The sequence below is a fragment of the Acinetobacter bohemicus ANC 3994 genome (assembly GCF_000367925.1).
Taxonomy (GTDB): domain Bacteria; phylum Pseudomonadota; class Gammaproteobacteria; order Pseudomonadales; family Moraxellaceae; genus Acinetobacter; species Acinetobacter bohemicus.
In genome coordinates this window covers 108,560-134,741 of the sequence record NZ_KB849165.1, presented here as the reverse complement: position 1 = coordinate 134,741, position 26,182 = coordinate 108,560, and the positions used below count along the sequence as shown (strand labels likewise).

Annotated in this window: 16 protein-coding genes and 2 pseudogenes; 13 read left to right on the top strand and 5 right to left on the bottom strand. The window is 39.3% G+C overall.

Annotated features, from left to right (window positions below; translation table 11 throughout):
• Positions 1-153: 153 nt before the first annotated feature.
• Both F994_RS06185 and F994_RS06180 read right to left on the bottom strand, forming a co-directional pair.
• The gene (locus F994_RS06185; protein WP_034696765.1) at positions 154-1,023 is read right to left on the bottom strand and encodes an IS982 family transposase; all 870 of its coding nucleotides are present in this window, start codon (positions 1,021-1,023) and stop codon (positions 154-156) included.
• A gap of 599 nt (positions 1,024-1,622) precedes the next feature.
• The gene (locus tag F994_RS06180; RefSeq protein WP_004649332.1) at positions 1,623-2,792 is read right to left on the bottom strand and encodes a replication initiation protein; all 1,170 of its coding nucleotides are present in this window, start codon (positions 2,790-2,792) and stop codon (positions 1,623-1,625) included.
• 52 nt (positions 2,793-2,844) lie between these two features.
• On the opposite strand from F994_RS06180, the gene F994_RS06175 reads away from it, so the two are divergent.
• The 3 genes from F994_RS06175 (at position 2,845) to F994_RS06165 (ending at position 5,412) form a co-directional block, all read left to right on the top strand.
• On the top strand, positions 2,845-3,114 hold the full coding sequence (locus tag F994_RS06175; protein WP_004649331.1) for a hypothetical protein: 270 nt from the start codon (positions 2,845-2,847) through the stop codon (positions 3,112-3,114).
• Between the two features lie 580 nt (positions 3,115-3,694).
• Entirely contained in the window at positions 3,695-4,480 is a 786-nt protein-coding gene (locus F994_RS06170; RefSeq protein WP_004649330.1) for a ParA family protein, read from the top strand.
• 17 nt (positions 4,481-4,497) lie between these two features.
• A complete protein-coding gene (locus F994_RS06165) occupies positions 4,498-5,412 on the top strand; it encodes a ParB/RepB/Spo0J family partition protein (protein ID WP_004649329.1) in 915 nt (304 codons plus the stop codon).
• Positions 5,413-5,522: 110 nt separating this feature from the next.
• Here the strand turns inward: F994_RS06165 and F994_RS06160 are convergent, their stop codons facing one another.
• On the bottom strand, positions 5,523-6,407 hold the full coding sequence (locus F994_RS06160) for a LysR family transcriptional regulator (protein ID WP_004649327.1): 885 nt from the start codon (positions 6,405-6,407) through the stop codon (positions 5,523-5,525).
• A 172-nt stretch (positions 6,408-6,579) separates the two neighbouring features.
• Between F994_RS06160 and F994_RS06155 the strand changes: the two genes are divergently transcribed.
• From F994_RS06155 to F994_RS06115, 8 genes and pseudogenes are all read left to right on the top strand, one after another.
• The gene (locus F994_RS06155; RefSeq protein ID WP_004649326.1) at positions 6,580-8,109 is read left to right on the top strand and encodes a CoA-acylating methylmalonate-semialdehyde dehydrogenase; all 1,530 of its coding nucleotides are present in this window, start codon (positions 6,580-6,582) and stop codon (positions 8,107-8,109) included.
• Between the two features lie 11 nt (positions 8,110-8,120).
• Positions 8,121-9,020: a 3-hydroxyisobutyrate dehydrogenase gene (gene mmsB, locus F994_RS06150; protein ID WP_004649325.1), complete on the top strand. Its 900-nt coding sequence runs from the start codon at positions 8,121-8,123 to the stop codon at positions 9,018-9,020.
• Positions 9,021-9,100: 80 nt separating this feature from the next.
• A complete protein-coding gene (locus tag F994_RS06145) occupies positions 9,101-10,759 on the top strand; it encodes an AMP-binding protein (protein ID WP_004649324.1) in 1,659 nt (552 codons plus the stop codon).
• 26 nt (positions 10,760-10,785) lie between these two features.
• Positions 10,786-11,913, top strand: coding sequence for an acyl-CoA dehydrogenase family protein (locus tag F994_RS06140; protein ID WP_004649323.1), 1,128 nt, complete (start codon positions 10,786-10,788; stop codon positions 11,911-11,913).
• 19 nt (positions 11,914-11,932) lie between these two features.
• A complete protein-coding gene (locus tag F994_RS06135) occupies positions 11,933-12,706 on the top strand; it encodes an enoyl-CoA hydratase (RefSeq protein ID WP_004649322.1) in 774 nt (257 codons plus the stop codon).
• An 11-nt stretch (positions 12,707-12,717) separates the two neighbouring features.
• Positions 12,718-13,791: an enoyl-CoA hydratase/isomerase family protein gene (locus tag F994_RS06130; RefSeq protein WP_004649321.1), complete on the top strand. Its 1,074-nt coding sequence runs from the start codon at positions 12,718-12,720 to the stop codon at positions 13,789-13,791.
• Positions 13,792-13,958: 167 nt separating this feature from the next.
• Positions 13,959-15,287: an MFS transporter gene (locus tag F994_RS06125; protein ID WP_004649320.1), complete on the top strand. Its 1,329-nt coding sequence runs from the start codon at positions 13,959-13,961 to the stop codon at positions 15,285-15,287.
• 409 nt (positions 15,288-15,696) lie between these two features.
• Positions 15,697-16,068 (top strand): annotated as a pseudogene (locus F994_RS06115) (transposase); the annotation flags it as partial.
• Positions 16,069-16,104: 36 nt separating this feature from the next.
• Here the strand turns inward: F994_RS06115 and F994_RS17815 are convergent.
• Positions 16,105-16,581 carry a substrate binding domain-containing protein gene (locus F994_RS17815; protein ID WP_265586615.1) on the bottom strand — a complete coding sequence of 159 codons (477 nt, stop codon included), beginning with the start codon at positions 16,579-16,581 and terminating at the stop codon, positions 16,105-16,107.
• Positions 16,582-17,057: 476 nt separating this feature from the next.
• Between F994_RS17815 and F994_RS17155 the strand changes: the two are divergent.
• Positions 17,058-17,384, top strand: a pseudogene (locus tag F994_RS17155) (transposase); the annotation flags it as partial.
• A gap of 113 nt (positions 17,385-17,497) precedes the next feature.
• Here the strand turns inward: F994_RS17155 and F994_RS06105 are convergent.
• Positions 17,498-20,224, bottom strand: a complete 2,727-nt coding sequence (locus F994_RS06105; protein WP_004649315.1) for a M66 family metalloprotease — start codon at positions 20,222-20,224, stop codon at positions 17,498-17,500.
• A gap of 571 nt (positions 20,225-20,795) precedes the next feature.
• Here F994_RS06105 and F994_RS06100 point away from each other — a divergent pair.
• Positions 20,796-26,182, top strand: a 5,387-nt coding sequence (locus tag F994_RS06100; protein ID WP_004649314.1) for a YDG domain-containing protein, incomplete at its 3' end; no start/stop codon positions are given.

The following is a 26,182-nucleotide window of genomic DNA, read 5'->3' as shown; positions in this document are numbered from 1 at the left end:
TATATCAAAATATAGGTGACTTTTAGAAAACCTAAGACTTAAAATAAAGTGACCAAAACAATATTAAATGATCTAAATTAATCTAAATTTCACCTCATAAAAAATCATATACTCATAATTAAATCATATGCTTATAATTAACCCGAATCCTGTTTAAGCCACTGATTCCATAATTTGAATTGTTGGCTTATTTCGATGGGTTAATTGATATGCACATAACGATGCGTAAATCCCACTTAGAAATCCACGAATACTACGTGCTTTACTCGTCACTAAATTGTATTGTCCTTTCAATAAGCTGAATAACGTTTCTATCTTATTACGTTGTTTTAAGTGATATTGATCTTGTGCACAGAGTTGAACAGTCTGCATGTTCTTTCGATGATACGTAATTAAATCAGTACCTTGATCCTTTAACATGCTTTTTAAATCTTGGCTGATATAGCCACGATCTGCATAAAGCTTTGCTTCTAAGCCTTCAACCAAATGTTCAACCATTTTGATGTCAGCAGTATGCCCATTGGATAAAGCAGAACAAGCGATTTCACCAAATTGATTCATCGCAATATGTAATTTACAGCCATAAAACCAACCCATCGAGCTTTTGCCGCGAGATGCAATTCTCACTAACGATTTATGGCGTTGGATGCGTTGATTTTTACAGACGGGTAGAGTCGTTGAGTCAATCCATAAATATTGTTTATATTGACCTTTCATCAAAGCTACATGTAAAGCTTGTAGTGCCAATTGATGTATATTGATCAGATGAATCATTCGTTGGTAACAGGGTAAGCTTTTAAATAAATGACTTTTATCTTCCTTTAACCATGTGAAGAAGGCTTTGAAATTACTGAAGTGAGAACACTTATACCAAATGGCGATAAAGCTAATTTCTGAGATGGTCAGCTGTGCAGTTCTGATTCTTAAAAAGTGGCGGATTTGTTTGAGAAATTTCCAATAAGTTGCTTCAAATTTAAGAAAGAAATCATCAATTACGCAAAATAATTCGGTAGTATTGAACATCAGGACTAGAGCTTTAGGTTTGGTGTGGTAACTCAACTGATGGCTCTAGTCCTCTTATTTTGCAAGTCAATTTCTTATCCGCGATTCGGGTTAATTAGTATTATTTAATGGAATAAATCTCGGTGACCTTGCCAAAGTTGGGGTTAATAACAAAAGTGAATTAACCAAATTCATTTATAAGCAAGCTCTTGAATTTCTGCTTTATGCTGGTGAATCAAACGTCTAAAATTATGTATAACAATGCGTTTTAGTGGCTTCATCATCACTGAATTGTATAGGTAAAACCTGTAACGCTATAGTTGCATGAGATTTTCGATCTTCAATTTTAAAACCTTTAATATGCTTAAGCATATTAAATCTCAAACAATTTCTTTAATATTCATCATATAGAGTTTAGATTATAAAAAAATTACATACAGATGGCTTTTTAATATATTAAATCACACCACGTCTTCCTAAGAGCCATTTTATTTAATATGTAGTCCTCTTTAACAACTAAAAACCCATATAAAATTTCTCAACATCTTTTTGTCAATTTCAAAAAGATGTTGGGTTCAATTTAGTACCATCAAATAAAGTGTAGTAAGTTGCTACACCTTTTAAATAATCTCTTTGCCGAAAATCTCGTTCAAACGCTCGCGATTTCCCTGAACAAAAGTGGGATCATTTTTTAGCTTATATTTCATTTCTTTTTTGAAATCATTCATGGATACGCCTGCTACAGCAAAATCCATTTGAAACATAATATCATTTACAATCAAGTTGGCTTGAGAGTCGGTTAAACAGCCTTCGGCCTTAAACCACTTGCTGAACTGTCTATAATTTGGATCACTGGCGTGAATATACCAAGATCGAACTGTCATATCGAATTTTGCACCCAGCTCTTTCACGATCGCGTTATCATCAAAATCCACATCCAAATAAATTTGGGTATTTTCATTGCTTTGAGGAATAACAGCCTCAGTATGACCACTGGTAATTTTAAATCGGACACCTACAATAGGCCGTCCTTTCTTAATGGTGTCATATTCCAGCTTCAGACTGGTTCTATCATTAATTTCTTCAACAATTTTATCTAACACATAACGTCTGAAATCAACCCAGCGGTCATACTTCTTCTCGCCAATATCGGTTAATGCTTTGATATTTTCCAGTGACAGCTCAACTTCATATGACTCCTGATTCGAATACTTGAACTCATTTTTAATAAAGTAGGAATACAGACTCATACTGGTCACTGAATCTAAAGCAAATAAATCCTTTAACTGGTAAGTGGTAAAATTCCCATTTGCTAGACGTGTAAAATAAGGCAGCACCTCACTGGTAAAGCGAATCTGTAATGCATTTTTGGCGTCATCTTCCCAACGCAGCTCTCGAATAATAGGCACCACAGAATGCACTTTTTTTACTTTCCGTTTGCTGGCATCTAAAGGCTCTTCAATGACAAAATGGGCAACACGAGAGGACAGCTCTTTATAGATCCGGTCTATTGCAACATTAATGGAATTTTTTTTATCTAAACCGAGTAACTCGCCTAAATCATCTTTATGTAAATAAATATAGGTTTGCTCGGTGATTTCACGATCTTGATTATTTTTTTCACCGTAATTCGCCACAGCCATCGCATAAAGGAGCGCTTTGTACTCATTGGATGATAATTCAATCGGTCGAATCAGGCGGTTGCTCGTACTGACCACTCCATTATGGCGAATATTCCCAATACAATAAGGTAAATATTCTATTTCTTCTTTTTCGTTCAGCTTGTTCATAAGTGGGAAATAAAAGTACTTTTCTACATGTTATACACAAAAGTGGAATCCTATGCAAATTATCCACCCTTTTAACTCAACACTATACAGAAATGAACAACAAGCAATCAAAGCAAAGGCTAAGAGTGGAAGCCATGTCACTTTGGTTTGCTATTTAAAACACTTTTTAAACTTAAAGTGGAAAACAAAACAAATACCACACCTTTTAGTGACAAACCTTCCACTTTTAGTATTTCTCAATCATTTTGAAAATGCAAAGAAAGCAAAAAAATGCGCCAAACCACCCTTTAAAGTGGAAAAAATAATTAAAAACACACCTTAACAGTGACAAAGCTTCCACTTTTAGCCTGCTCAGAAATGAAAACAGACAATATCCTTGATGAAATTACGAACAAACAGGTTATCCACAGGATAAAAATATTAAAATGACAAGTCTTCCACCTTTAAAGCCAAATAAACTAACTTATCAACAGATTAAGAACCTGTTTTTAAATAATTTTATAGTTTAAATTTAAGCTTTATTGAAACTCGGTGACAAGTCTTCCACCATAGTGACAAGTCTTCCACCTTTCAGTGACAGCTCTTCCACCTTTCAGTGACAGCTCTTCCACCTTTCAGTGACAAGCCTTCCACCTTTCAGTGACAAGTCTTCCACTTTTCAGTGACAAGCCTTCCACCTTTAAAATCATAAGATATTGATTTTAAAAAATAAAAAGTGATCTAATTATAATTAACTAATTATATAAATTAATACTAATTATAATTAGCTAGCTATATTTAATAAAAAAATAATCTATTTGTTTTTTATTCATGTTCAGATTATAACTTCAATGTAGCGTAAAGAAGGTGTAGCAAGTTGCTACAAAGTTCTTTATATTACAATAACTCAAGCGAGGTCTATTATGACAAGTAAGTCGACTAAAATTATTGCTGTGGCAAATCATAAAGGTGGTTGCGGAAAGACGACCACTGTAGTTCATCTAGCATCAGAAATAGCAGACTTGGGCAACAAAGTATTGGTGATTGATTTAGATCCCCAAGCCAACGCAAGTTTGCATATTGGATCAAGACATCCTAGTGAGGTAGAAACCACATCGGCTGAATTACTTGTTGGTGGTCTAAATTTATTATCAGAAGCGCTAGAAGAAGAAACGAATTTAAAAAATGTTTCTTTAATTTATGGTTCTCTCACGTTAGGTAAAACTGAAGATCAACTTAAAGATGATGCGCCTAGACCTTCTGAAGAGCTTTCTAGTAAATTGGAAATGTTAAAAGGATTATATGACTTTATTCTTATTGATTGTCCTCCAAGCTTAAAACTTTTGACCAGTAATGCTTTAGCTGCATCAACACATGTGATTATACCTATTGAATCTGGATCACAATATGGCCTTTATGGTGTAACAGATTTAATTAACCATTTAACTAAAATAAGAAGAGTAAATCCTCAATTAAAACTTTTAGGTGCTTTACTTATTAAACATGATGAACGTCAAAATGTTTGTAAACTGATTAGAGATGAAGCTTTAAATCAAGTCGGTGAATTGTTAAAAACAACGATTCCTATGAGTACTAAAGTCAATCAAGCAGCTATTTTGAAGCAACCATTATTAGGTATTGATAAAAACGCTAAAGTTCGTAAAGCTTTTCAAGATTTAGCAAAAGAAATTATTAACCGTGTTAAATAAAGCACTTTGAGAAGATTATGGTAAGTACAAAAGAACTGTTGGCACAACGTCTTCAGCAAAATACTCAAAAACATCAACAAGCTCAAAAAGAGCATGTAAATGATGTCAAAGAACTACGTCGGAATGTACAAATTACAGATATTCAGCCTAGTCCAAATCAACCACGAAAAATATTTAATCAACAAGATATCGAAGATTTAGCGACTTCTATTGAAGAAATTGGCTTGCTACAACCGATTGCCGTTCGAAGAGTACATGATAAGTATGAATTAATTGCTGGTGAACGACGTTTGAGAGCACATCAATTTCTGAATAAAAATACAATTGAAGTGATTGTTATAGATGCTTCAGATGAAGATGTAGCACTGTTAACTTTAGCTGAGAACTTGAAACGAGAAGACTTAACAGACTATGAAATATATATAGGCTTAAGTGGTTTAAATGAAAAATTAAAAAAGAATAAGCAAAAACTTGCGAAATCATTGGGTATGAATCGTGAGGATATGTATAAATATTTATCTTTCGAAAAATTACCTAAAGAGCTACTTGATGATTTAGAACAACAACCTGCATTGTTAGCCCGTACAGCAGCGACTGCCGTAAAAAAGTTTCTCTCAGACTACGAGGAAAACTATAGTAATGCTAAAGCTGCATTAATTGAGGCCTGGTCTAAGTTACTCAAAAAGGAAGTTGAACAATCAAAATTGGCATTATTAGCTGAAAAAATTCTAAAGTCACAAGAAACTAAAGAACCTATCAAAACTTCAATTGTACATAAAATTGAATATGATGGAAAAGTCGCAGGTAACATTAAGTTTGATCACAATACCTTAAAAATTTCACTAAAAATAAGTGAATTTGAGGATCAGAATTTACAAGAATTAGAAATTCTTCTGAAAAAAATGTTAATGCAAGCAAAAGAAAAGGTGTAGCAATTTGCTACACCTTTTTTTAAGTATGGATTTTAAAAATAGTTCAATAGGAAAGTAATCAAAAGCTAATTTTCTTCAAAGAAAAAACAATACGCCCATTACTATTATTTTTAACTTCCCATTAATAAATCTTGCTGGATATCGGCTTGTTTACGTAGAAAATCCCATACTAACTTGATTTTTGGTTCATGCTGCAAATCAACTAAAGTTAACATCCAGAAGGTATGTGTAAAGTTAACCTTTTCACTCAATACTTCCTCAAGTTCAGGTTTATCTTTAGCAATGAAGCGAGGTAAAATTGCGAGTCCGGCACCAGCACTGACAGCAATTTGTTGTGCCAGAATACTGTTACTGCGAAAACAAGCGGTCAACTGTAAAGGTAATCGTTCCAGACAATATAGTGCCGAGCTATAAACTAAATCATCAATGTAATCTACAAACCGATGCTGAGTTAAGTCTTCTAAACGGTTAATCTTTGGATTTTGCAGCAAATAACTTGTACTGCCATAAAGCCTTAAACAGTAATTTGAAAGCCGAGTAATAATATAAGGCCCAGATTTTGGACGATCAATTGAGATAACAATATCTGCTTCACGATGCGATAACTTAATCATTCTGGGTACGGGGATGAGGTCTATCGTCAATAATGGATAATGCTGGGAGAACTCAGCCAACAAGCGGGCTAAAAATGCGGTACCAAAGCCTTCAGGCGCGCCAATTCGTATACGACCTTGTAATGGATTATGTGGTTTATCTATTTGTAAAAAAGACTGCTCCATTTGCTCAACGCGTGGCACTAACGCTGCGCCTTCTGCTGTTAGCTCATAACCTGTGGCTTCACGCTTAAAAAGTTGAGTCCCTAAGTTTTGCTCCAAAGCTTGAATTCGACGCGCTACGGTACTGTGTTCAACACCGATTAAGCGAGCTGCATTGGTGAGCGTTTTAGCACGCGCCAATACTAAAAAAAAGCGTAAATGATCCCAATCTACTTTCATCTTCTTTTAACATCCTGTTCAGTCCTTGTGCAAATTTGCACAATCATCGTGCAACAATTTCGATTGGTGGTCAAAGTTTTCTTTGCTAGTCTGCTTAAACAACGTAAAAATAAAACGTTTAATAAAGCCAATAGGCAGAACAACCAACAATAACAAGGATCACGGAGCGATCATGAACGCTATTCATCAACCGCATCAAAATACCCAATTAACCACGGCTAAATTGCTAATCAATGGTGAATTTGTTGAGTCACAGACCAGCAATTGGCAAGACATTGTTAATCCTGCGACCCAAGAAGTGGTTGGACAAGTTCCTTTCGCAACTCGTGAAGAAGTGAATGCTGCCATTGCTGCTGCACAAAATGCTTTTATCAGCTGGCGGCAGACACCAATTCAAACGCGTATGCGCATTATGCTTAAATTGCAGGATTTAATCCGAAGTAATGCAAAAAGCATTGCTCAAGTATTGACTGCTGAACAAGGTAAAACCCTAGCAGATGCGGAAGGAGATATTCAGCGTGGTTTAGAAGTGGTGGAGCATGCGTGTTCAATCGGCACGTTACAAATGGGTGAGTATATTGAAGGTGTAGCGCGGGGTGTAGATACCTATACCTTACAACAGCCGCTCGGTGTTTGTGCAGGTATTACCCCTTTTAACTTCCCCGCGATGATTCCACTGTGGATGTTCCCGATGGCGATTGTTTGCGGTAATACTTTTGTATTAAAGCCTTCTGAACAAGATCCACTTTCAACCATGATGCTGGTTGAATTGGCAGTTAAGGCCGGTGTACCTGCGGGCGTACTCAATGTGGTGCATGGTGGTAAAGAAGTCGTTGATATGTTGTGTACGCATTCGGACATTAAGGCCATTTCTTTTGTAGGCTCTACAGCGGTTGGCACACATGTTTATAACCTAGCAGGACAACATGGTAAACGTGTTCAGTCGATGATGGGTGCAAAAAACCATGTTGTAGTCATGCCTGACGCAAATAAAGAACAAACTTTAAATGCTTTAGTCGGTGCTGCATTTGGTGCAGCTGGACAGCGTTGCATGGCACTTTCTGTTGCGGTGATGGTCGGTGAAACCAAACACTGGGTGGATGAATTGGTTATTAAAACCAAAACACTAAGTGTAAATGCCGGACATGAACCCAATACCGATGTCGGTCCCGTGATTTCACCTCGCGCTAAAGCTCGTATACTCGATTTAATTAACAGTGGAATAGCGCAGGGTGCTGAAATCCTACTGGATGGTCGTGATGTTCAAGTGAAAGGTTATGAGCAAGGTAACTTTGTAGGTCCAACAATCTTTAATCAGATAAATACCGAGATGCGAATCTATAAAGAAGAAATCTTTGGACCAGTTCTTGCGATTATTCATGTTGATACTTTAGACGAAGCGATTGCCCTAGTGAATGCCAATCCATTTGGTAATGGTGTGGGTTTATTTACCCAAAGTGGTACGACTGCACGTATTTTCCAAAATAGCATTGATATTGGTCAGGTCGGGATTAATATTCCAATTCCAGTACCTGTGCCATTTTTTAGCTTTACCGGTTCAAGAGGATCGAAACTTGGTGATTTGGGACCATATGGCAAACAAGCTGTGCAGTTCTACACTCAAACCAAAACCATCACCAGTCGTTGGTTTGAAGACCATCAAGAAGCTGGTAGCGTCAATACCACTATTAGTCTGCGCTAAGGAGAAAAACCATGAAGATTGCTTTTATTGGTTTAGGAAATATGGGCGGTTCTATGGCGCAAAACCTGCTTAAATCAGGACAAACCATTTTTGGCTATGATTTAAGCGAAGTGGCTTTACAGCATTTCGCTGAAGCCGGTGGGGTGGTTTGTACAAGCCCGCAAGCTGCTGCAAAAGAGGCGGATGTGGTCATTACCATGTTGCCGGCAGCTAAGCATGTCCGTGAGGTCTATTTAGGCGAGCATGGGATACTTGCTGTATTGAAAGCCGGAAGTTTATGTATTGATAGCAGTACTATTGACCCACAAACCATTAAAGAAATTGCCGCAGTAGGTCAGACGAAACAGGTTCGCATCTGTGATGCGCCCGTTTCGGGCGGTACACTTGGTGCCAAGGACGGCACGTTAACCTTTATGGTGGGTGCTGATGCACAAACTTTTAATGCAATTAAGCCTGTGCTCAGTTTAATGGGGAAAAATTTTGTGCACTGTGGTGATATCGGTACTGGCCAAATAGCAAAAATCTGTAATAACTTGATTCTTGCTATTTCCATGACGGCCGTAGCAGAAGGTATGGCATTGGGTGTCAAACTGGGAATTGATCCGCAAGCATTGGCGGGAGTGATTAATAGCTCGACTGGGCGTTGCTGGAGTTCAGAAATTTATAATCCATGGCCAGACATTTGCGACAATGCGCCTGCTTCTCGTGGCTACAAAGATGGTTTTGCTGCACATCTCATGCTTAAAGACTTAGGCTTAGCCGTTGATGCTGCAACACAAGCCGAACATCCTATTGTATTGGGAAGTATGGTGCAGAAACTGTATCAGCAGTTGTGCCAAGAAGGTGATGCAACTTTAGATTTTTCTAGCATTATTCATCAATATGCACCACACCAATGCTTATTAGCTTAATGATCATCGTGTGGTAAGGACTGCCACACGAGAATAACACCCTGTCAGTAATAATTATAAATTCAGACTGAGGTTAAAATATGTTGAATTATCAAAAAACGGCACAAGCATTTGACTTAAACACGGTTGCGAACCATTTATTATCGGGTTCTATCGATGCGCTAAACGCCTGCTATGAGTGTTGTGATCGCTACGCAGACTCTGAACGTATTGCCTTATATTGGTATGGCAAGGATGGTAGAAAAGAACAGTATACCTTTAGCGAGCTGAAAAAATACTCCAGTCAATTTGCCAGTTTTTTAAAATCTCAAGGTGTAGGCAAAGGAGATCGAATTTCAGGATTATTGCCACGTACATCCGAGTTAATTATTACCATTCTTGCGGCATGGCGTATAGGAGCTGTCTATCAGCCCCTGTTTACTGCTTTTGGACCTAAAGCGATTGAACATCGAATTAAGCTTGCCAATAGTAAGCTGGTGGTGACTGATTTGGGTAATCGGCATAAATTAAGTGAAATGACTGACTGCCCAACCATTGTTACTGTCCATGTCGAGCAGGAAGCAGCGCTATATCCTCAGGATCTGAGTTTCTGGACAGAACTGAATAGCCAACCAGAAATATGTGAGCTGGTGATGCTCAATATTAACGATCCTTTTTTACTGATGTTTACTTCAGGAACAACGGGACCGGCTAAACCTTTACAAGTCCCGCTCAAAGCCTTAATTGCATTTGGTGGCTATATGCAAGATGCCATCGGTTTAACAGCTAAAGATGCTTTTTGGAATATTGCTGACCCCGGTTGGGCTTATGGTCTGTATTACGGCATTACAGGGCCTTTATTATTAGGGCATGCGACCTTATTTTATGAAGGCGGTTTTAATACTGAAAGCGTGTGCCAGATTGTGAAGGAGTATGGCATTACCAACCTTGCCGGTGCACCGACAGCATATCGAATGATGATGGCAGCTGATCCAGTTCAGATGGCAGAACTGCGCGGTAAATTACGTGTGGTGAGCAGTGCTGGTGAACCTTTAAATCCAGAAGTGATTCGTTGGTTTGAACAGGTACTCGATGTCCCGATTTATGACCACTATGGGCAGACTGAAGTAGGTATGGTGGTTTGTAATCATCATGCCCTGGAGCATCCTGTCCGATCTGGAGCAGCAGGTTTTGCTAGCCCCGGTTATAGAATTACAGTCGTGGATGAACAAGGTCATGAATTGCCTGCAAACACGTCTGGAATTCTTGCAGTAGATATTCGTCAATCACCCATGATGTGGTTCTCGGGCTATGAAGAAAGTCGTAAATCTCCATTTTTGGGTCACTATTATTTAACTGGTGATACCGCAGAAATTCATGCTGATGGCAGTATGAGTTTTGTGGGGCGTAGTGATGATGTGATCACCACTTCAGGCTATCGTGTAGGACCCTTTGATGTGGAAAGTGCCCTACTTGAACATGACGCAGTGATTGAGGCTGCAGTGATTGGTGTACCCGATCCTGAACGCACTGAAGTAATCAAAGCATTTGTCATTTTGGCGAATAATTTTAAAGCCACAACAAATCTTGAAGATGAACTGGGGCTGTTTGTGAAAAAGCGATTGTCTGCACATGCCTATCCTAGACTGATTGAATTTGTCACTGAATTGCCGAAAACACCGAGTGGTAAAATTCAGCGTTTTTTACTGCGTAATCAGGAAATTAATAAACAGCAAGCACTCATAAATCATCCTAGCTAAAAAATAAGAGATTGAAGGGAATCATTATGCAATTAACGGAAGAACAAAAACTTATTCAAGAGATGGCGAAAAGCTTTGCGCAGGAGCAAATAAAACCTTATGCCAGCGAATGGGATCAAAAGGAATTATTCCCAGCCGAGGCTTTAGCGCAAATGGGCCAATTGGGCTTTCTGGGGATGCTTATTCCAGAAGAATGGGGTGGTTCAGGTACAGGAACATTGGCTTATGTTTTAGCACTTGAAGAAGTCGCGGCTGCAGATGGTGCAACCTCAACGATTATGAGTGTACATAATTCTGTAGGTTGTGTACCAATTTTGAAATTTGGTACAGAAGAACAGAAACAACAGTTTTTATTACCTTTAGCGCAAGGTGAGATGATCGGGGCTTTTGCCTTAACTGAGCCTCATACTGGATCGGATGCTGCAGCAATTAAGACGCGTGCTGTGAAAGACGGTGATGACTATATTATTAACGGCTCTAAACAATTTATTACTTCTGGTCATAATGCAGGGATGATTATTGTTTTTGCGGTCACTGATCCGAGTGCTGGCAAAAAAGGCATCAGTGCATTTTTAGTCCCACGTGATACACCAGGTTATGAAGTAATTCGTATTGAAGAAAAACTGGGCTTACATGCTTCAGATACGTGCCAAATTGCGCTAACGGATGTACGTATTCATCAGAGTTTGAGATTGGGAGCAGAAGGTGATGGTTTAAAAATTGCGCTTTCTAACCTTGAAGGGGGACGTATTGGTATTGCTGCACAAGCCGTTGGGTTTGCCCGTGCTGCATTAGAAGAAGCAACTCGCTACGCTCATGAAAGAATTGCTTTTGGAAAGCCTATTTTTGAGCAGCAAGCCATTTCTTTTAGGCTCGCAAGTATGGCGACAGAAATAGAAGCTGCGCGACAACTGGTACATTATGCAGCACGTAAAAAAGAGGCAGGCGAGCCTTGTTTAACTGAAGCCTCAATGGCAAAGCTATTTTCTTCGGAGATGGCAGAACGCGTTTGTTCCAAAGCCTTACAGGTGTTTGGTGGCTATGGTTATTTAAAAGATTTCCCGATTGAACGGATTTATCGCGATGCACGTATTTGCCAAATTTATGAAGGCACAAGCGATATTCAACGCTTAGTGATCGCACGCAGTTTATAATATAAATGAGGATATGTTTATGCAGTGGCAAACCATTTTATTAGAACAACGTAATGGCGTAGGGCTGATTACTTTTAATCGTCCTCAAGCCTTAAATGCACTGAACAACCAACTCATTATTGAAGTCAATCAAGCACTGGATCAACTTGAGAAAGATCCGAACATTGGCTGTATCGTTCTGACTGGTTCGAAAAAAGCTTTTGCAGCTGGCGCCGATATTAAAGAAATGGCGGACTTAAGCTTTCCACAAATTTATTTGGATGATTTTTTCAGCCTTGCTGATCGAATTGCTCAGCGTCGTAAGCCTTTGATTGCAGCTGTAAGTGGCTATGCTTTGGGTGGCGGTTGTGAATTAGCTTTAATGTGTGACTTTATCTATTGTGCTGATAATGCAAAATTTGGTTTACCCGAAGTGACCTTAGGTGTACTCCCCGGAATTGGAGGGACACAGCGTTTAACTTTAGCCATTGGTAAAGCAAAAGCCATGGAGATGTGCCTGACTGCACGACAAATGGGTGCTCAGGAAGCAGAACAAAGTGGCTTAGTCGCCCAAGTATTTACGCAAGAAGCATTACTTGAACAAACGCTGCAAGCGGCCGAAAAAATTGCTGAAAAATCTCTGACTGCTGTAATGATGATTAAAGAGTCTATTAATCGGGCATTTGAAGTGAGCCTTGCTGAAGGTCTACGATTTGAGAGAAGAGTATTTCATTCAATTTTTGCCGGTTCTGATCAGAAAGAAGGGATGCGTGCATTTGTTGAAAAACGCCCAGCCAAATTTACTCATCAATAAGGGAAATGATCATGAGCAATGAAAATAATTTGATCATTACAATTCAAGGTGGTTTAGGCATTATTAGCCTAGATCGTACAACGCATTTAAATGCTTTGTCTATGTCGATGATTCAGGGAATTACCACTCAGTTGGAACATTGGTCTGATATGCCTGAGATACAGGCCGTATTAATTAATTCCAACAGTCCGAAAGCTTTTTGCGCAGGTGGGGATATTCGTTATTTGTATGACAGTTATAAAGCGGGCGATACTCAATATCAAGATTATTTTGCTGCTGAATACGTCATGCTCAATAGCTTACGGAAATATGCCAAACCAGTCATTGTGTTCCTTGATGGATATGTATTAGGGGGCGGATTTGGTTTAGCTCAAGCCTGCCATATTCAAGTCACCAGTGAAAAATCACGTTTTGCGATGCCGGAAACTGCAATTGGTTTTTTCCCCGACGTCGGTGCGACACACTTTTTATCACGACTGGATGAAATTGGTATTTATCTAGCCCTTACGGGGGAGCAAATCAGTAGCAGCGATGCGCTTTATTTAGATCTGGTTGATTATCATCTACCGAGCGAACGCTTTCCTGAATTACAGGCTGCATTGATCGCGGCACCCTCTTTGAACCATACTGAAATCAGAAAAATTATTAGTGCTTTTATCACCCATCCTATAGCAAGTGAACTCAAGACATTGGCAGACCATATCAATAAGCATTTTGCCTATCAAGACCTGCATGAAATTGAACGAAGTTTGGCCCATGAAACTGATTCTAATGACCAAAATTGGGCGGATAAGACTTTGCATATTTTGAAACAGCGCCCTTTAATTGCTAAGCAAAGCAGTTTGAAATTACAACAAGTCGGACAGAGTTTATCTCTTGAGAAATGTATGCAGCTTGAGCGTGATTTACAGGATATTTGGTTTGAGCAGGGAGATTTTATAGAGGGTGTGCGGGCTTTAATTATTGATAAAGATAAGAATCCGCAGTGGCAAACAGATAATTCAAAATTTGAAAAAATTTTGGAAAAGCTGTGGCCCTTATGGAGTAAGCAGTCTATAGAGCACATGTATAACACGGGTGTTTAAGTCTTCTATGAACTTGGTTCATGCAAGGCTTAAGCACAAAAAAGGTGATTCATCTTAATTTTTAAGCTTGTATGGTTTTAGAGGATTGCCAATTTTATAGACAGAAAAGCCAATAAAAATAGAAAAAACTTCAGGAATGAAATAAGACGAATAAGGAAGAATAGGATATGGAACAAGTACAAGGAACAAGTCTGAAAAATAAAAAGTCTGCACCCCGATTAGCGGGTATATCCAGTATGGTGGGTACAACCATAGAATGGTACGACTTTTTTATTTATGGTGCTGCTGCGGCACTAATTTTCAATAAACTATTTTTCCCTAATCTAGACCCATTGATGGGTGTAATGGCTGCGTTTGCAACTTATGCAGTAGGTTTTATTGGTCGCCCATTAGGTGGAATTGTATTTGGTCATTTTGGAGATAAAGTTGGCCGTAAATCTATGTTGTTACTCACCTTAGTTTTAATGGGTATTCCTACAGTGTTAATTGGTTTATTGCCAACGTATGAATTGATTGGTTATTGGGCAACACTCTTTTTGGTCATTCTCCGTTTCATACAGGGCATGGCCATGGGGGGAGAATGGGGCGGTGCCGTACTTATGGCCGTTGAACACGCACCAGAAGGTGGAAAAGGTTTCTGGGGAAGTTTACCTCAAGCCAGTGCAGGGGGCGGTTTAATGCTGGCTTCAATCGCATTGGGTCTGGTATCTCTTATGCCAGAACAGATTCTGTTTAGTTGGGGCTGGAGATTGCCATTTTTAGCCAGTATTGTATTGCTTGCCATTGGTTGGTATATCCGAGTAAAAGTACCCGAATCTCCTGACTTTGAAAAAATAAAAGAAAAGGCTGAAGAAATTAAAGTTCCAGCATTACAGGTATTTAAAAATCACCCTAAGGAATTGGTTACCATCATTATTGCGCGTGCAGCTGAAAATGCATGGTTCTATATTGCTTCTACTTTTGCATTAGCTTATACCACTACACAATTAGGTATTCCTCGCCAAAATATTTTATTCGCAACCATTTGTGGTGGGGCAATGGTCATGTTCATGACACCTTTATGTGGACACTTGTCAGATAAAGTGGGGCAGCGCAATATGTTTATGTTCGGATTAATCTTACTTGCGCTGTACTGTTACCCATTCTTTAGCATGTTAAATACTAAAGATCCTTTTTTAGTCTGGACAGCCATTGTTGTGGCGATTGGTATTGTGTTTCCAGTGATGTATGCACCGCAATCTCAGTTATTCGCAAGGCAGTTCCCTGCTGAAATTCGTTATAGTGGAATATCAATTTCAGTGCAGTTTGCTGGCGTACTCGGGGGTGGTTTAGCGCCACTGATTGCAACAAAATTATTGAGTATTGGGCAAGGCAGTCCGCATTTAATTTCAATCTATATTTTGAGCATGGCAATTGTAGCAATTATATGTACATGTTTTATGAAGCGTGATCAGAACTTAGTATTTAGTAAGAAATATATACAAACGGAAGTCTAGGCTCTGCTGATATTTCCTTTATAAAAATGGGAGCATTTGAATTGCCCCCGAAAGTTGGACATTCTTAGTCTAATTTGAAGGGGGCTTTTCTATGGCTAAATATTCTCAAGATTTTAAACACAAAGTGGAGCAAGCCTACTTCACTGGAATAGGAGGTTATAACACCATTTCTCATCACTTTTCAGTAACACATTCACTTATCGAAAAATGGGTTGTACAATATCAAAAATATGGATTGGATGGATTAGTAGTTCAGTCATCAAGAACAATTTTTAGCATAGAATTCAAGATGAATACAGTTCAAATGATTCTTGAGGGAATGCCCTTTCAAGAAGTACGAAGACAACTCAGCTTAAGTGATCGTTCACTTTTGTACCGTTGGTTGCAACAATATCAAGAACACGGTACCGCAGATATTAAAATGGTTGAGCAGCTGGTAGAAGCATTAAAAGCAAAATTCTATGCTGATCGGGGATATATCAGTCAAGAATTAAAATCAAGAGTGAAGAATCAGGACATTGATTTGATTACATATCATCGTAAAAATATGCAATCTTGGGGTTTATCTAAAGAAGATAAATATTATTTAAAACAATGAAATAAAATAGAAACTTTATTCAGCTTATTAAAAGGAAAATATAACTTAGTGACGAGTAAAGTTCGCAGTATTTCGGACTATTTAGCAGGCATTTATGTAACTTTATGTGCTTATCAGCTTTGCCATGAAAATAAGCCAACGATTCAAATTAGGAAGCATTGGCTTAAGCAGGATTGGGGTTAATTTTACATAAAGTGAACACTGTTATTTTAATCAGTTTCAAAATTCAAGGATATTATCCCAGTAAGGAGGGGTTCCAATTTCTTTCAATATAAAATCAAGTACGGTTCTTACTTTTTGCGAACGAATTCTGTTTTCAGGAGAGACAAGATGAATTCCAATAGAATGAGGATCGACTGTACCAGTCCATTCAGGAAGTAAAGGAATTAGTTTTCTATTTTTAAAACGATCATGGTCAAAAATCCAAGTAGGAAATAGCACAATACCTCTTCCTTCTAATGCAGCTGCAACTAAGACTTCTGCATTGTTACTCCTTAATGTACCTTGTGGTTCTAATATAATAGGTTTGTCATTATGTTCCTGTCGGAAGTACCACCGTTGAGTGCCCGAAAGCCCCTTATAAACAAGGCATAAATGTTTTTTGAGATCTTCTGGTGAATCTGGTATGCCATATCGTTCAAGATATTCAGGACTAGCACACAATACGTACTGCTGATCACATACCTTTCTTGCAATTAAGGCAGAGTCTTGTAATAAGCCAATCCGTATTGCAATGTCTACACCTTCTTATACAGGGTCAATGAATGTATCAGTTGGGACTAATTCAACCGATAAATCAGGGTATACGTCTTGTAATTTATTAACGATACGGGATATATGTAGCCGACCTAGTGCGACGGCTGTATTAATACGCACTAATCCTCTTACACCAGAACCTTTACCTGCAACTTGCTCGTTAGTGAAATCAAGAGTATCCAGTACATCCCTAATTTGGACGAGGAACTTGAAAGTGCTTTGCTGTAGCTGCAAAGCTACCTGTAGTCGCAACCATAACAAAATAACGTAGTGCATTTAGTTGCATTCTTGGTCTGTTCCTAGAATGTTATTTAAGGATTAATTGTTGCTAATATAGCAACTATATTTTGATTAATTGATAAGTTGTGGCTTTTAAAAAAATTAAATACAACCTGCTGTTCAGTGTTGTTTTATGATCAAAACAATGTCGTTAGGTAATTGCAGATCGACAAGCCCATGCGGTAATTCCGCCAAGGAAAAATGTGAAACCTTGGAAAGATAAAAGAAACAGTTCGTTAGAACGAAATAAATTGCTTCGAACAGTTAAGCGTTTAGGATGAACTCTTTGGAAAAAATGGTCGGTTTATCATCGACGAAGCTTGGTCGAAACCAAAATGCATTGTATTAAATTATGAGGAGATAAACTCAGTACAAGGCACTTTCAAAGTCAGGTCAACGAAATCTATGCAGGTATAGCGGTATTCAGTAAATTCAGTAGGTCTCATACTCAAGTTTCCACTTGAATATGGATAAAACAGGTGAAACTTAACTTTTAAATTTTTGTGCAATAAAGCCCTTTGCTGATAATAGAAAAATCGGCAGAAAACGGATGATGTTGTCTGCCGATTCTATAGATTTAAGGTTGTAGGCTGTTAATTATCAGCACTAAGTTTTGTGCTTGTGCCGCTGCTAAAATAAAACTTTGGTTTTGAGTCGGTAAAGACCATTGTTGATTGACACTACCTGTACAGCTGTAACGAATAATCGTTGAACGACCATCGGCAGTTGGGGTAAAACCACCGCTTAAATCAAGACATTGGTCGCCTTGGTAAATAGCTTTGGTGGTTGGGTTGAGGCTCCATGCTTGTCCAGCGTTATCATTGCTACATGCTGTCAGTGTCATTGAGCTGGTTAGACATTGATTAATGTATTGGCGGTTATGCAGTTTGCCCATTGCATCATAAATCCATTCTGAAGCAGCAACGTTACAACCATTGACACCACTAGCATAGACCTCAAATCTACCCTCGCTGAGTTGACCCGCTTTTAAGCAAGCATTACCTTTTGAAGGTAAACGTAATTGAGTAACATTGGCGAGAGGTTGATCATTTTGCAAGCCCAATTGCACAGTAAAATCTTTAAATGCTAAAACTGCATTAGCATTGGTAGCAGCTAGGTCAGTACGATAGGTATTTACCCAGCGGTTTAGACGATACAACTTGGTTTGTTGCTCGCTATAACGTTGTAACTCAGTTTGTGCAGCACTGGATAACTCAGATTTATAACTTGTGTAAGAGTCGTAGAGTACTTTGGCATTTGGTGATAGGTTAGCAATCGCTTTGCCTTGGTTGCTGAGTAAAGCTTGTTCTAATTGTGGTAACTCAACTTGACGCAGCGCTTTAAAGCCTTGTTGCTTACCAATGACCACCGCAGCAGGCAGTGCTGTGGCATAGCTTGGAATTTCAATCGATGATAGTTTAACTGCTTGCTCATTGGCTCTTTTGCAGTATAAATCGACACTGCGTGGTGCATCGCTTTGGGCGATATTGATATGCAGTTTATTGGCATTACTTCCCATACGGCTTGGTGCAAGGGCAATATTTTCCTCTGCTTTGTTTACATATTTGACGTTAATCCAACAGCTTGCATTAGCCAAACTGGTTTGCGCCTGAGGTAGGGTAAAGACATTACCCCAGTTGCCACGCGCTGCAGGGTACAATAAGCCGACCTTGTTGATAGGGTCATAACCACCTAAAATGGTAAAAACGGGTACTCCAAATTGGGTTGGTTTTAGGTAGTTACCATCGGTACGATTGTACCAAACATTATTTGAATTAGGGACTTTAGGTTGTACAACATCCATTTGACGCGTGACCGCATTCCACTTCTTGTAGCCTGTTGATGACGTTGCATCCCATACTGCACGGTCAAATGCAGGTTGAATTTTTATTTTGGCGCTATAACCTGTGTAATGAGTAAATCGTGAAAGCGAACTTGAGAAGCTACCCCCTGCCATAGAGTCAGGAGCATAGGTATATGCATTGTTAAATAATGGCGTACCACCTAAACGGTTATCAAGGTTACTATTATTCCAATTTAAGTTACTACGCATTCTTTTTCGGTATGCAATATATCCCCAACCACTATCGGCATGGTGAGATGCCCAAAAATAATTCTCCCCATTTTGCCCAGGGTAGTGCCCAAGTCCATAATGGTGTCCAATTTCATGGCTAAATTCGTTTCCAGACGAATCAATCAGGGTTAAAATTCCGTTACCACCGCTTAAACCATGCTGGACATCACCATTTTGATATTTACCCCATGCATGATGAATTACTGCACTTTGCGTCAACTGCGGTTGTTCTTGGCTGGACATACCCGCACTGGTTATACCCCAGTTGGCAAGGTTGATCCCTGTGCTAAAGGTTGATTTAGCAGTATCACCACGCATATCTCCGCTATAAACATCGCCATCCGTTGCACTTTTTTCATCATAAATCACACCACTTGCGACCATAACTTTATTGAGTTGCATATCATCATATTGGCTAACGATCATACGAGCAGCAGGAATCGTTTCGAAATAATCCGTTCCTGCTTTTTCAGGTTCATTGAGCATGTAGTGCCCATTCGACTTGCGAGGTGTCGTGAGCATACCTAAACGAATGCTTTGTACCAATAGCTCGCCAGGTGGAGCAAAATCAATTGCGGTGGCAGCCAGACGGCCATTTTGACGTGATACAGGGTCAACAATACGAATGTTTAAGCCTGGTTGAATTTCATTCCAATTAAGTGCAGCCGTCCAAGTGCGTTTTGAATATTGTACCCGTGGGCGGCCATCTGAATTGGTTTGATCTGAAGCGGGAATTTGAGAAGGTTCTTGTAATGCCACACGACGAATCAGGCGACTATCTAAATAAATTTCAGCGTTGAGTTGCTCAATATCACCCATTTCTGGGGTGGGTGTGACCAGTAATAAACCATCTTTTTCGCTGGTTAAACGCGGCATGTTTTTGGCTTCGTTGCCGCTTGGGTCAACGGTATGGTTTTGTGCAAACTGAATCATGGCAGCAAAGTTGCCTGTTAAATCGTTACGCACGCTACGCACGTTACCGTCTTGATCAGTGTCGTAAAAACCTAAGCTGGCTTCATCAGGAATATCTTTGACCGGTTCAGGATACGCTTCTTGCATGCGCATGAATGCAAAGCTTGGCATTTCTTTGAAATCAGGATCATTAGGCCTTGTTTCGGAATCAACATCATTAGGCGTTGTTTCGGGTGTGTTTTCCCCGCACGCAGCAACTAAGACTGATAAAACACAGATGGTTAATGTCTGTATTGGGAGTTTAGTCACAGTTTTCATATTATAAATGACCTGATTTGCAATGTATTAAATTGAGATTCTGTTTGTAAGATAATATATTAAATTGATTATATCGGTATATATTAAATATGAATTATTTTATGGTTTTTAATCTATTTTATAATGACAATTATTGGCTTGTATATGAGTTTAATATTGTTATTAATTGACATTTTTTGTCATTATTGGTGATGGTTTTTGTTTTTGTTAATCTTTTGTTTTTTAATGTTTTATTTAATTTAAGTGATTTAATTATCATTAAAATAAAAAAATAAATATTTTTCCTCGATTTTATAAATCATTAATTATGAATTGAGTTAACTGTTTATTATGCAGCGTGGTTTTAAAATAAATATAAATGTTGTATCTTGGTGCATATTTTATGGTTTAGGTATTTTATTTTTAAGCGAGGTTGTATTTTAATCGAATTTTTTTTGATTTTTATTGCGGTTTTTATTTTAAATAATACTTGTGTCACATTTTTAGTTTTTTTGTGTCTTCATTTTTATAATGATGAATGAAATGAATACGAAAATTCAGCGTTAATATTTAATTTTAAGGTGGGGTAGGGATGAATAAAGTATATAAAACGGTGTGGAATAAAAACCTTGGTTGCTGGCAAGTGACTTCAGAGTTAGCCAAAAGTCATGGTAAAAGTGCTCAAAGTGCAACAGTAACGGGGCAAATCAAACAAGTCTCTCAAAGCATATTGCATATTGCCCGTTTATCTTTATTGAGTTTGGCGCTACTACCGATTTCGATTTGGGCGGGAGTACATGATGTGCAACTGCCGACCAATGGCATAGTGACGGCTGGTTCAGCACAAGTTACGCAAAATAATAATACCTTAAATGTGCAGCAAAATAGCCAAAATGTTGGTATTCAATGGGATAGTTTTAATATTGGGCAAAATGCCACGGTTAATTTTTATCAACCCAATTCATTTTCGATTGCAGTCAACCGTGTGCAAGATAGCAATGCCAGTCAGATTATGGGTAAACTTAACGCCAATGGTCAAGTGTTTTTACTCAACCCGAATGGGGTGATTTTCTCTAAAACTGCACAAGTCAACGTCGGGGGGATCGTAGCATCGACTTTAAATGTCACCGATAGTGATATTATGAGTGGTAATTTTACCCTGAAAAATCAAGGTGCTACTGGTAAAGTTGAAAATCATGGTTCGGTGATTGCCAATGGTGGTGTGGTGGCATTTATTGCACCGACGGTTGTCAATACAGGTGAAATTCAGGCGCAGAATGGCGTGGTGCATTTAACCGCAGCCGATCAAGTGACTTTGCGTTTACAAGATGGTCAACTGACCGAATACCAAGTGGAAATCGGCACGTTACAGGGTTTAATTGATAACAGTGGCGCAATTTTAGCCAACAATGGCGCAGTGTATTTAACTGCTAAAGCCAAAGATAGTTTAAGCAAGGCGGTGGTCAATCATAGCGGTATTATTGAAGCCAATCGTTTAAGCAAAGATGGCAAAGGCGAAATCATTTTATTGGCAGACATGCAACATGGCACTACTAATGTGAGTGGTGTGCTCAAAGCCGAAGGTCAAAATGGTCAAAATGGTGGTTTTATTGAAACCAGTGCAGCACAAGTAAAAGTAGCTGACACGACCCAAGTTTCGACGTTATCGGATGGGGGTAAAACAGGGACATGGTTAATTGACCCGACCGATTTTACCATTAGTGCAGGTTCAGTAGTGCAAACAGGCAGTGGCATTGGAGCAACTACGTTAGGAAAGAATTTAAATAGCACCTCGGTGATTTTAGAAACTCAAGCCGCAGGCGCAGAAAAAGGTGATATTCATGTCAATGCTGCGGTGACGTGGAACAACGACACCACGCTGACCTTAAAATCACACAATGACATCAATATCAATGCCAATATCACCGCACAACACCAAGATGGTAAAGTTGCGTTGCTATATGGACAAAATGGCAGTCAAGATGCCAATTATCACCTTAAAAATAGCGCAAAGATTAATCTACAGGCGGGGCAAAATTTTAGTACCCAAAAAGGTAGCGATGCCAGCAAGCGTATAGATTATACCGTGATCACTCAGTTGGGTGCAGAAGGCTCAACTACAGGGAAAGACTTACAAGGCATCAATGGCGATTTGTCGGGCAATTATGTGCTGGGAGCAGATATTAATGCGGATGAGACTAAAAACTGGCTGACTGAAAATGGGGACATCGGTTTTAATCCGATTGGCAATGATTTTGATGGGGTATTTACGGGGCGTTTTGATGGTTTAGGGCATGGGGTATCGAATCTAACCATTAATCAAGAGTGGGGCTATAACGTTGGCTTATTTGGCACAATCCAAGATGCAGTAGTGCGCAATGTTGGGGTGCAAAGCGGTTCAATTATTGGGGATAGTTTTGTCGGTGGCTTGGTTGGAAATAGCATCAATAGTCTGATTGAAAACAGCTTTAGCCATGCTGATGTCCATGGTTATGGCACCATTGGTGGTTTGGTTGGGGGGCAATATGAAGGCAGTATCACCAGAGACTCCTATGCTACAGGTGCGGTGACAGGCGGTGAAAATTCCATGTATGTCGGTGGTTTGGTCGGCGGGAATGACAATGCTCATATTGAAAATTCTTATGCCACAGGCAATGTAGACGGTAGCGAAGTAGTTGGTGGTTTGGTCGGGGACAATAACCACGGTGCTACGGTTAAAAATGCCTATGCCATAGGTACAGTCACGGGAACGAAAAACGTTGGTGGTTTGGTTGGTAATAACTACTATGATGCCCAAATTAAAAATGCTTATGCTACAGGTGCAGTCACAGGTAGTGATCGTGTCGGCGGTTTAGTGGGTGAAAACCTTGCTGCAAGTATTGAAAATACTTATGCTTTAGGCAAAGTCACTGGTAAGACTGCGGTCGGTGGTTTACTGGGCAATAATGTGCAAGGTACAGTCACTAACGGTTATTGGGACAAAAATAAAACTGGGCAAAGCACCAGTGCAGGCAGTGCCAATAGTCATGGCTTGACCAGCGATGAAATGTTTAGTGCCAATAAATTTTTCGGTTTTGACTTCGATAAAATTTGGGGCAATGCCGATGGTCAAACCACACCATATTTGAAAGATCAGATTGGTGCTAACCAAGTCGTGAATAAAAAAGATCAAACGGGTGGTTATTACAGCGTTATTCAAAATATTAACCAGTTACAAAGTGTGAATAAAAACCTTGCGGGAAATTATTTACTGGGCAATAACATTGATGCAAGCAACTCCCAAACATGGGGCGATGCTAATGGATCGGGTTTTAACCCATTAGGCGATAACACGCATGCCTTTACAGGAAAATTGGATGGTTTAGGTCATACGGTTTCGAATTTGTATATTTACCGTGAAAAAGTCGATAACGTCGGGCTGTTTGGCTATATTCAAAATGCCATTATTAAAAACCTTGGGTTGGTCAACAGCAACATTACAGGTGGAAATCAGGTTGGTGCTTTGGTTGGAACCAGTGCTCAAAATTCGCAATTGTATAGCGTGTATAGCACAGGAACTGTAACAGGTACAGGGAGTGCTACGGGTGGTCTGATTGGGCAACAGCAAGGGGGTTCAAAAGTTGAGAGTGCCTACTCAACCAGCCAAGTGACAGGTAAAAACTATGTCGGTGGTTTGGTGGGAATGAACCAAAATGCAACCATTAAAGATACTTATGCTACAGGTGCGGTCACAGGTGAAACGAATGTTGCAGGTTTGGTCGGCAGCAATACCGCTCAAGGCAGTATTCAAAATGCCTATGCTACAGGTCGTGTTACAGGCAATAGTTCAATTGGCGGTTTAGTCGGCAGCAATAGTAATGCAATCGTCAGCAAGGGACATTGGAATAAAGACTCTACGGGACAAAATAACAGTGCAGGCAGTGATGCAAGCTTTGCGTTAAGCAATGCAGACATGAAAGATGCCTCTAAATTTACGTTCCTCGATGCTGATAGCAAACTAGGTGGTAAAGATACGGCATGGCGTATTTATGATGGTTTAAGTGTGCCTTTGTTGCGTAGTTTCCTCACCACTGCGGATTTATCTGTGACTGATAAAACCACAACGTATACAGGTAAAGAACAAAATTTTGCTGAAGTGTGGGGCTTAGATAGCAGTAAATATACTGCCAATGGTCAAATCAAGGGTACCGATGCAGGTCAATATCAAGCCACTTATTATAGTGATAACCAACATGGTTATGATTTTATTGGCAATGAAGGCACCTTAACCATTAATAAAGCCAAAGTCACAGTCACTGGTACCAGTGAAAATGACAAAATCTATAACGGCTTACAGCAATCGATGAATAATTCGGGCTATACCATAGGTGGATTGGTTAATGGTGAAAGTGAATCCCTATTAGGAAATATCACGGCATCGGGGGGGGCAGCTAAAGATGCAGGCAATTATGTCAACAAAATAACAGGTGAAAATACCACCACCAAAAACTATGATATTGCTTATGTTAATGGTCAATTTACCATTAATAAGAAAAAAATCACCGTAACTGCTAATAGTGATCATTTTACCTATGATGGCGAAAGTCATCGATATGAGAAAAATTCATTCACGGCTAATGGCTTAGTTGCAGGTGAAACCGAAGCAGTGTTGACTGGCGTTAATGCGCTAAGAACTAGCACTACTAAGGATGCAGGGACATACACTCATGGTATTAATGGTTCAGATAAAAACTATGATATTACCTTTCAGAATGGGACCATTATTATCGATAAAGCAACAGCTACAGTAAAAGGAAATAGCGCAACAACCGTTTATAATGGTCAGGTTCAAAATGTTGCTGGATTTACCATTGAAGGGGTAAAAAAGAGCGACATTGCGAACCAAAATAATATTTTTAGTAGTGCAACCGCTTCGGGTGCAAGTGGTGAAAATGCAGGTAGCTATGTCAATACTGTGACTGGTGGTACATCAACTAGCAATTATAATGTCGTGTATGAAAATGGTTCACTTAATATTGCCAAGAAACAAATCACAGGTAATATTAGCGCCCAAAATAAAGTCTATGACGGCACGATCAATGCTACTGTAAATGGAAGCCTAGAAGGTGTTATTCAGGGTGATGTGGTTGATTTTACTGCCCAAGGACAATTTGCTGATAAAAATGCAGGTTCGAATAAAAACGTCAATGTATCAGGTAGCTTAAGTGGTGCTGATGCAGGTAACTACGAAGTCAAAACCAATAGTACGACTCAAGCGAATATTGCCAAGAAACAACTGCAAGGTACGATGACCGCGCAAAACAAAGTCTATGACGGCACCACCAATGCCGTGGTACAAGGCACCTTAACTCAAGGCGATATCATTGCAGGTGATAACGTTACAGTCGGTGGCACAGGTCAGTTTGTTGATAAAAATGCTGGTCAGAATAAAGTCGTTAATGCTTCAAGTAGCTTAACGGGTACAGATGCAGGCAATTATGAGCTGATCACGAATGGATCAGTGACTGCCAACATCAGCAAGAAACAATTAAATGGCACGGTTTCAGCGCAAGATAAAGTCTACGACGGCACGATTAATGCAACCCTACAAGGTAATTTAGGTCAATCAGACATTATTCAAGGTGATGATGTTCGTTTAGGTACGGGGCAATTTGCCAATAAAAATGCAGGTCAAAACAAAGTGGTGACCTTGCTGAATGGTGGTTTGAATGGTAATGATGCAGCTAACTACGAGCTTAGTGGCGTTGGACAATTAACTGCAAATATTGCCAAGAAACAGATTACAGGTGCAATTACAGCGCAAGACAAAGTCTACGACGGTAGTTTAAATGCGACTGTGAATGGCAGCTTGAATGGTGTGCTTACCGGTGATCAGGTCAATCTGAATGCCCAAGGTCAATTTACCGACAAGAATGCTGCCCAAGACAAAGTCGTAAATGTATCAGGTAGCTTAACGGGTACCGATGCAGGCAACTACAC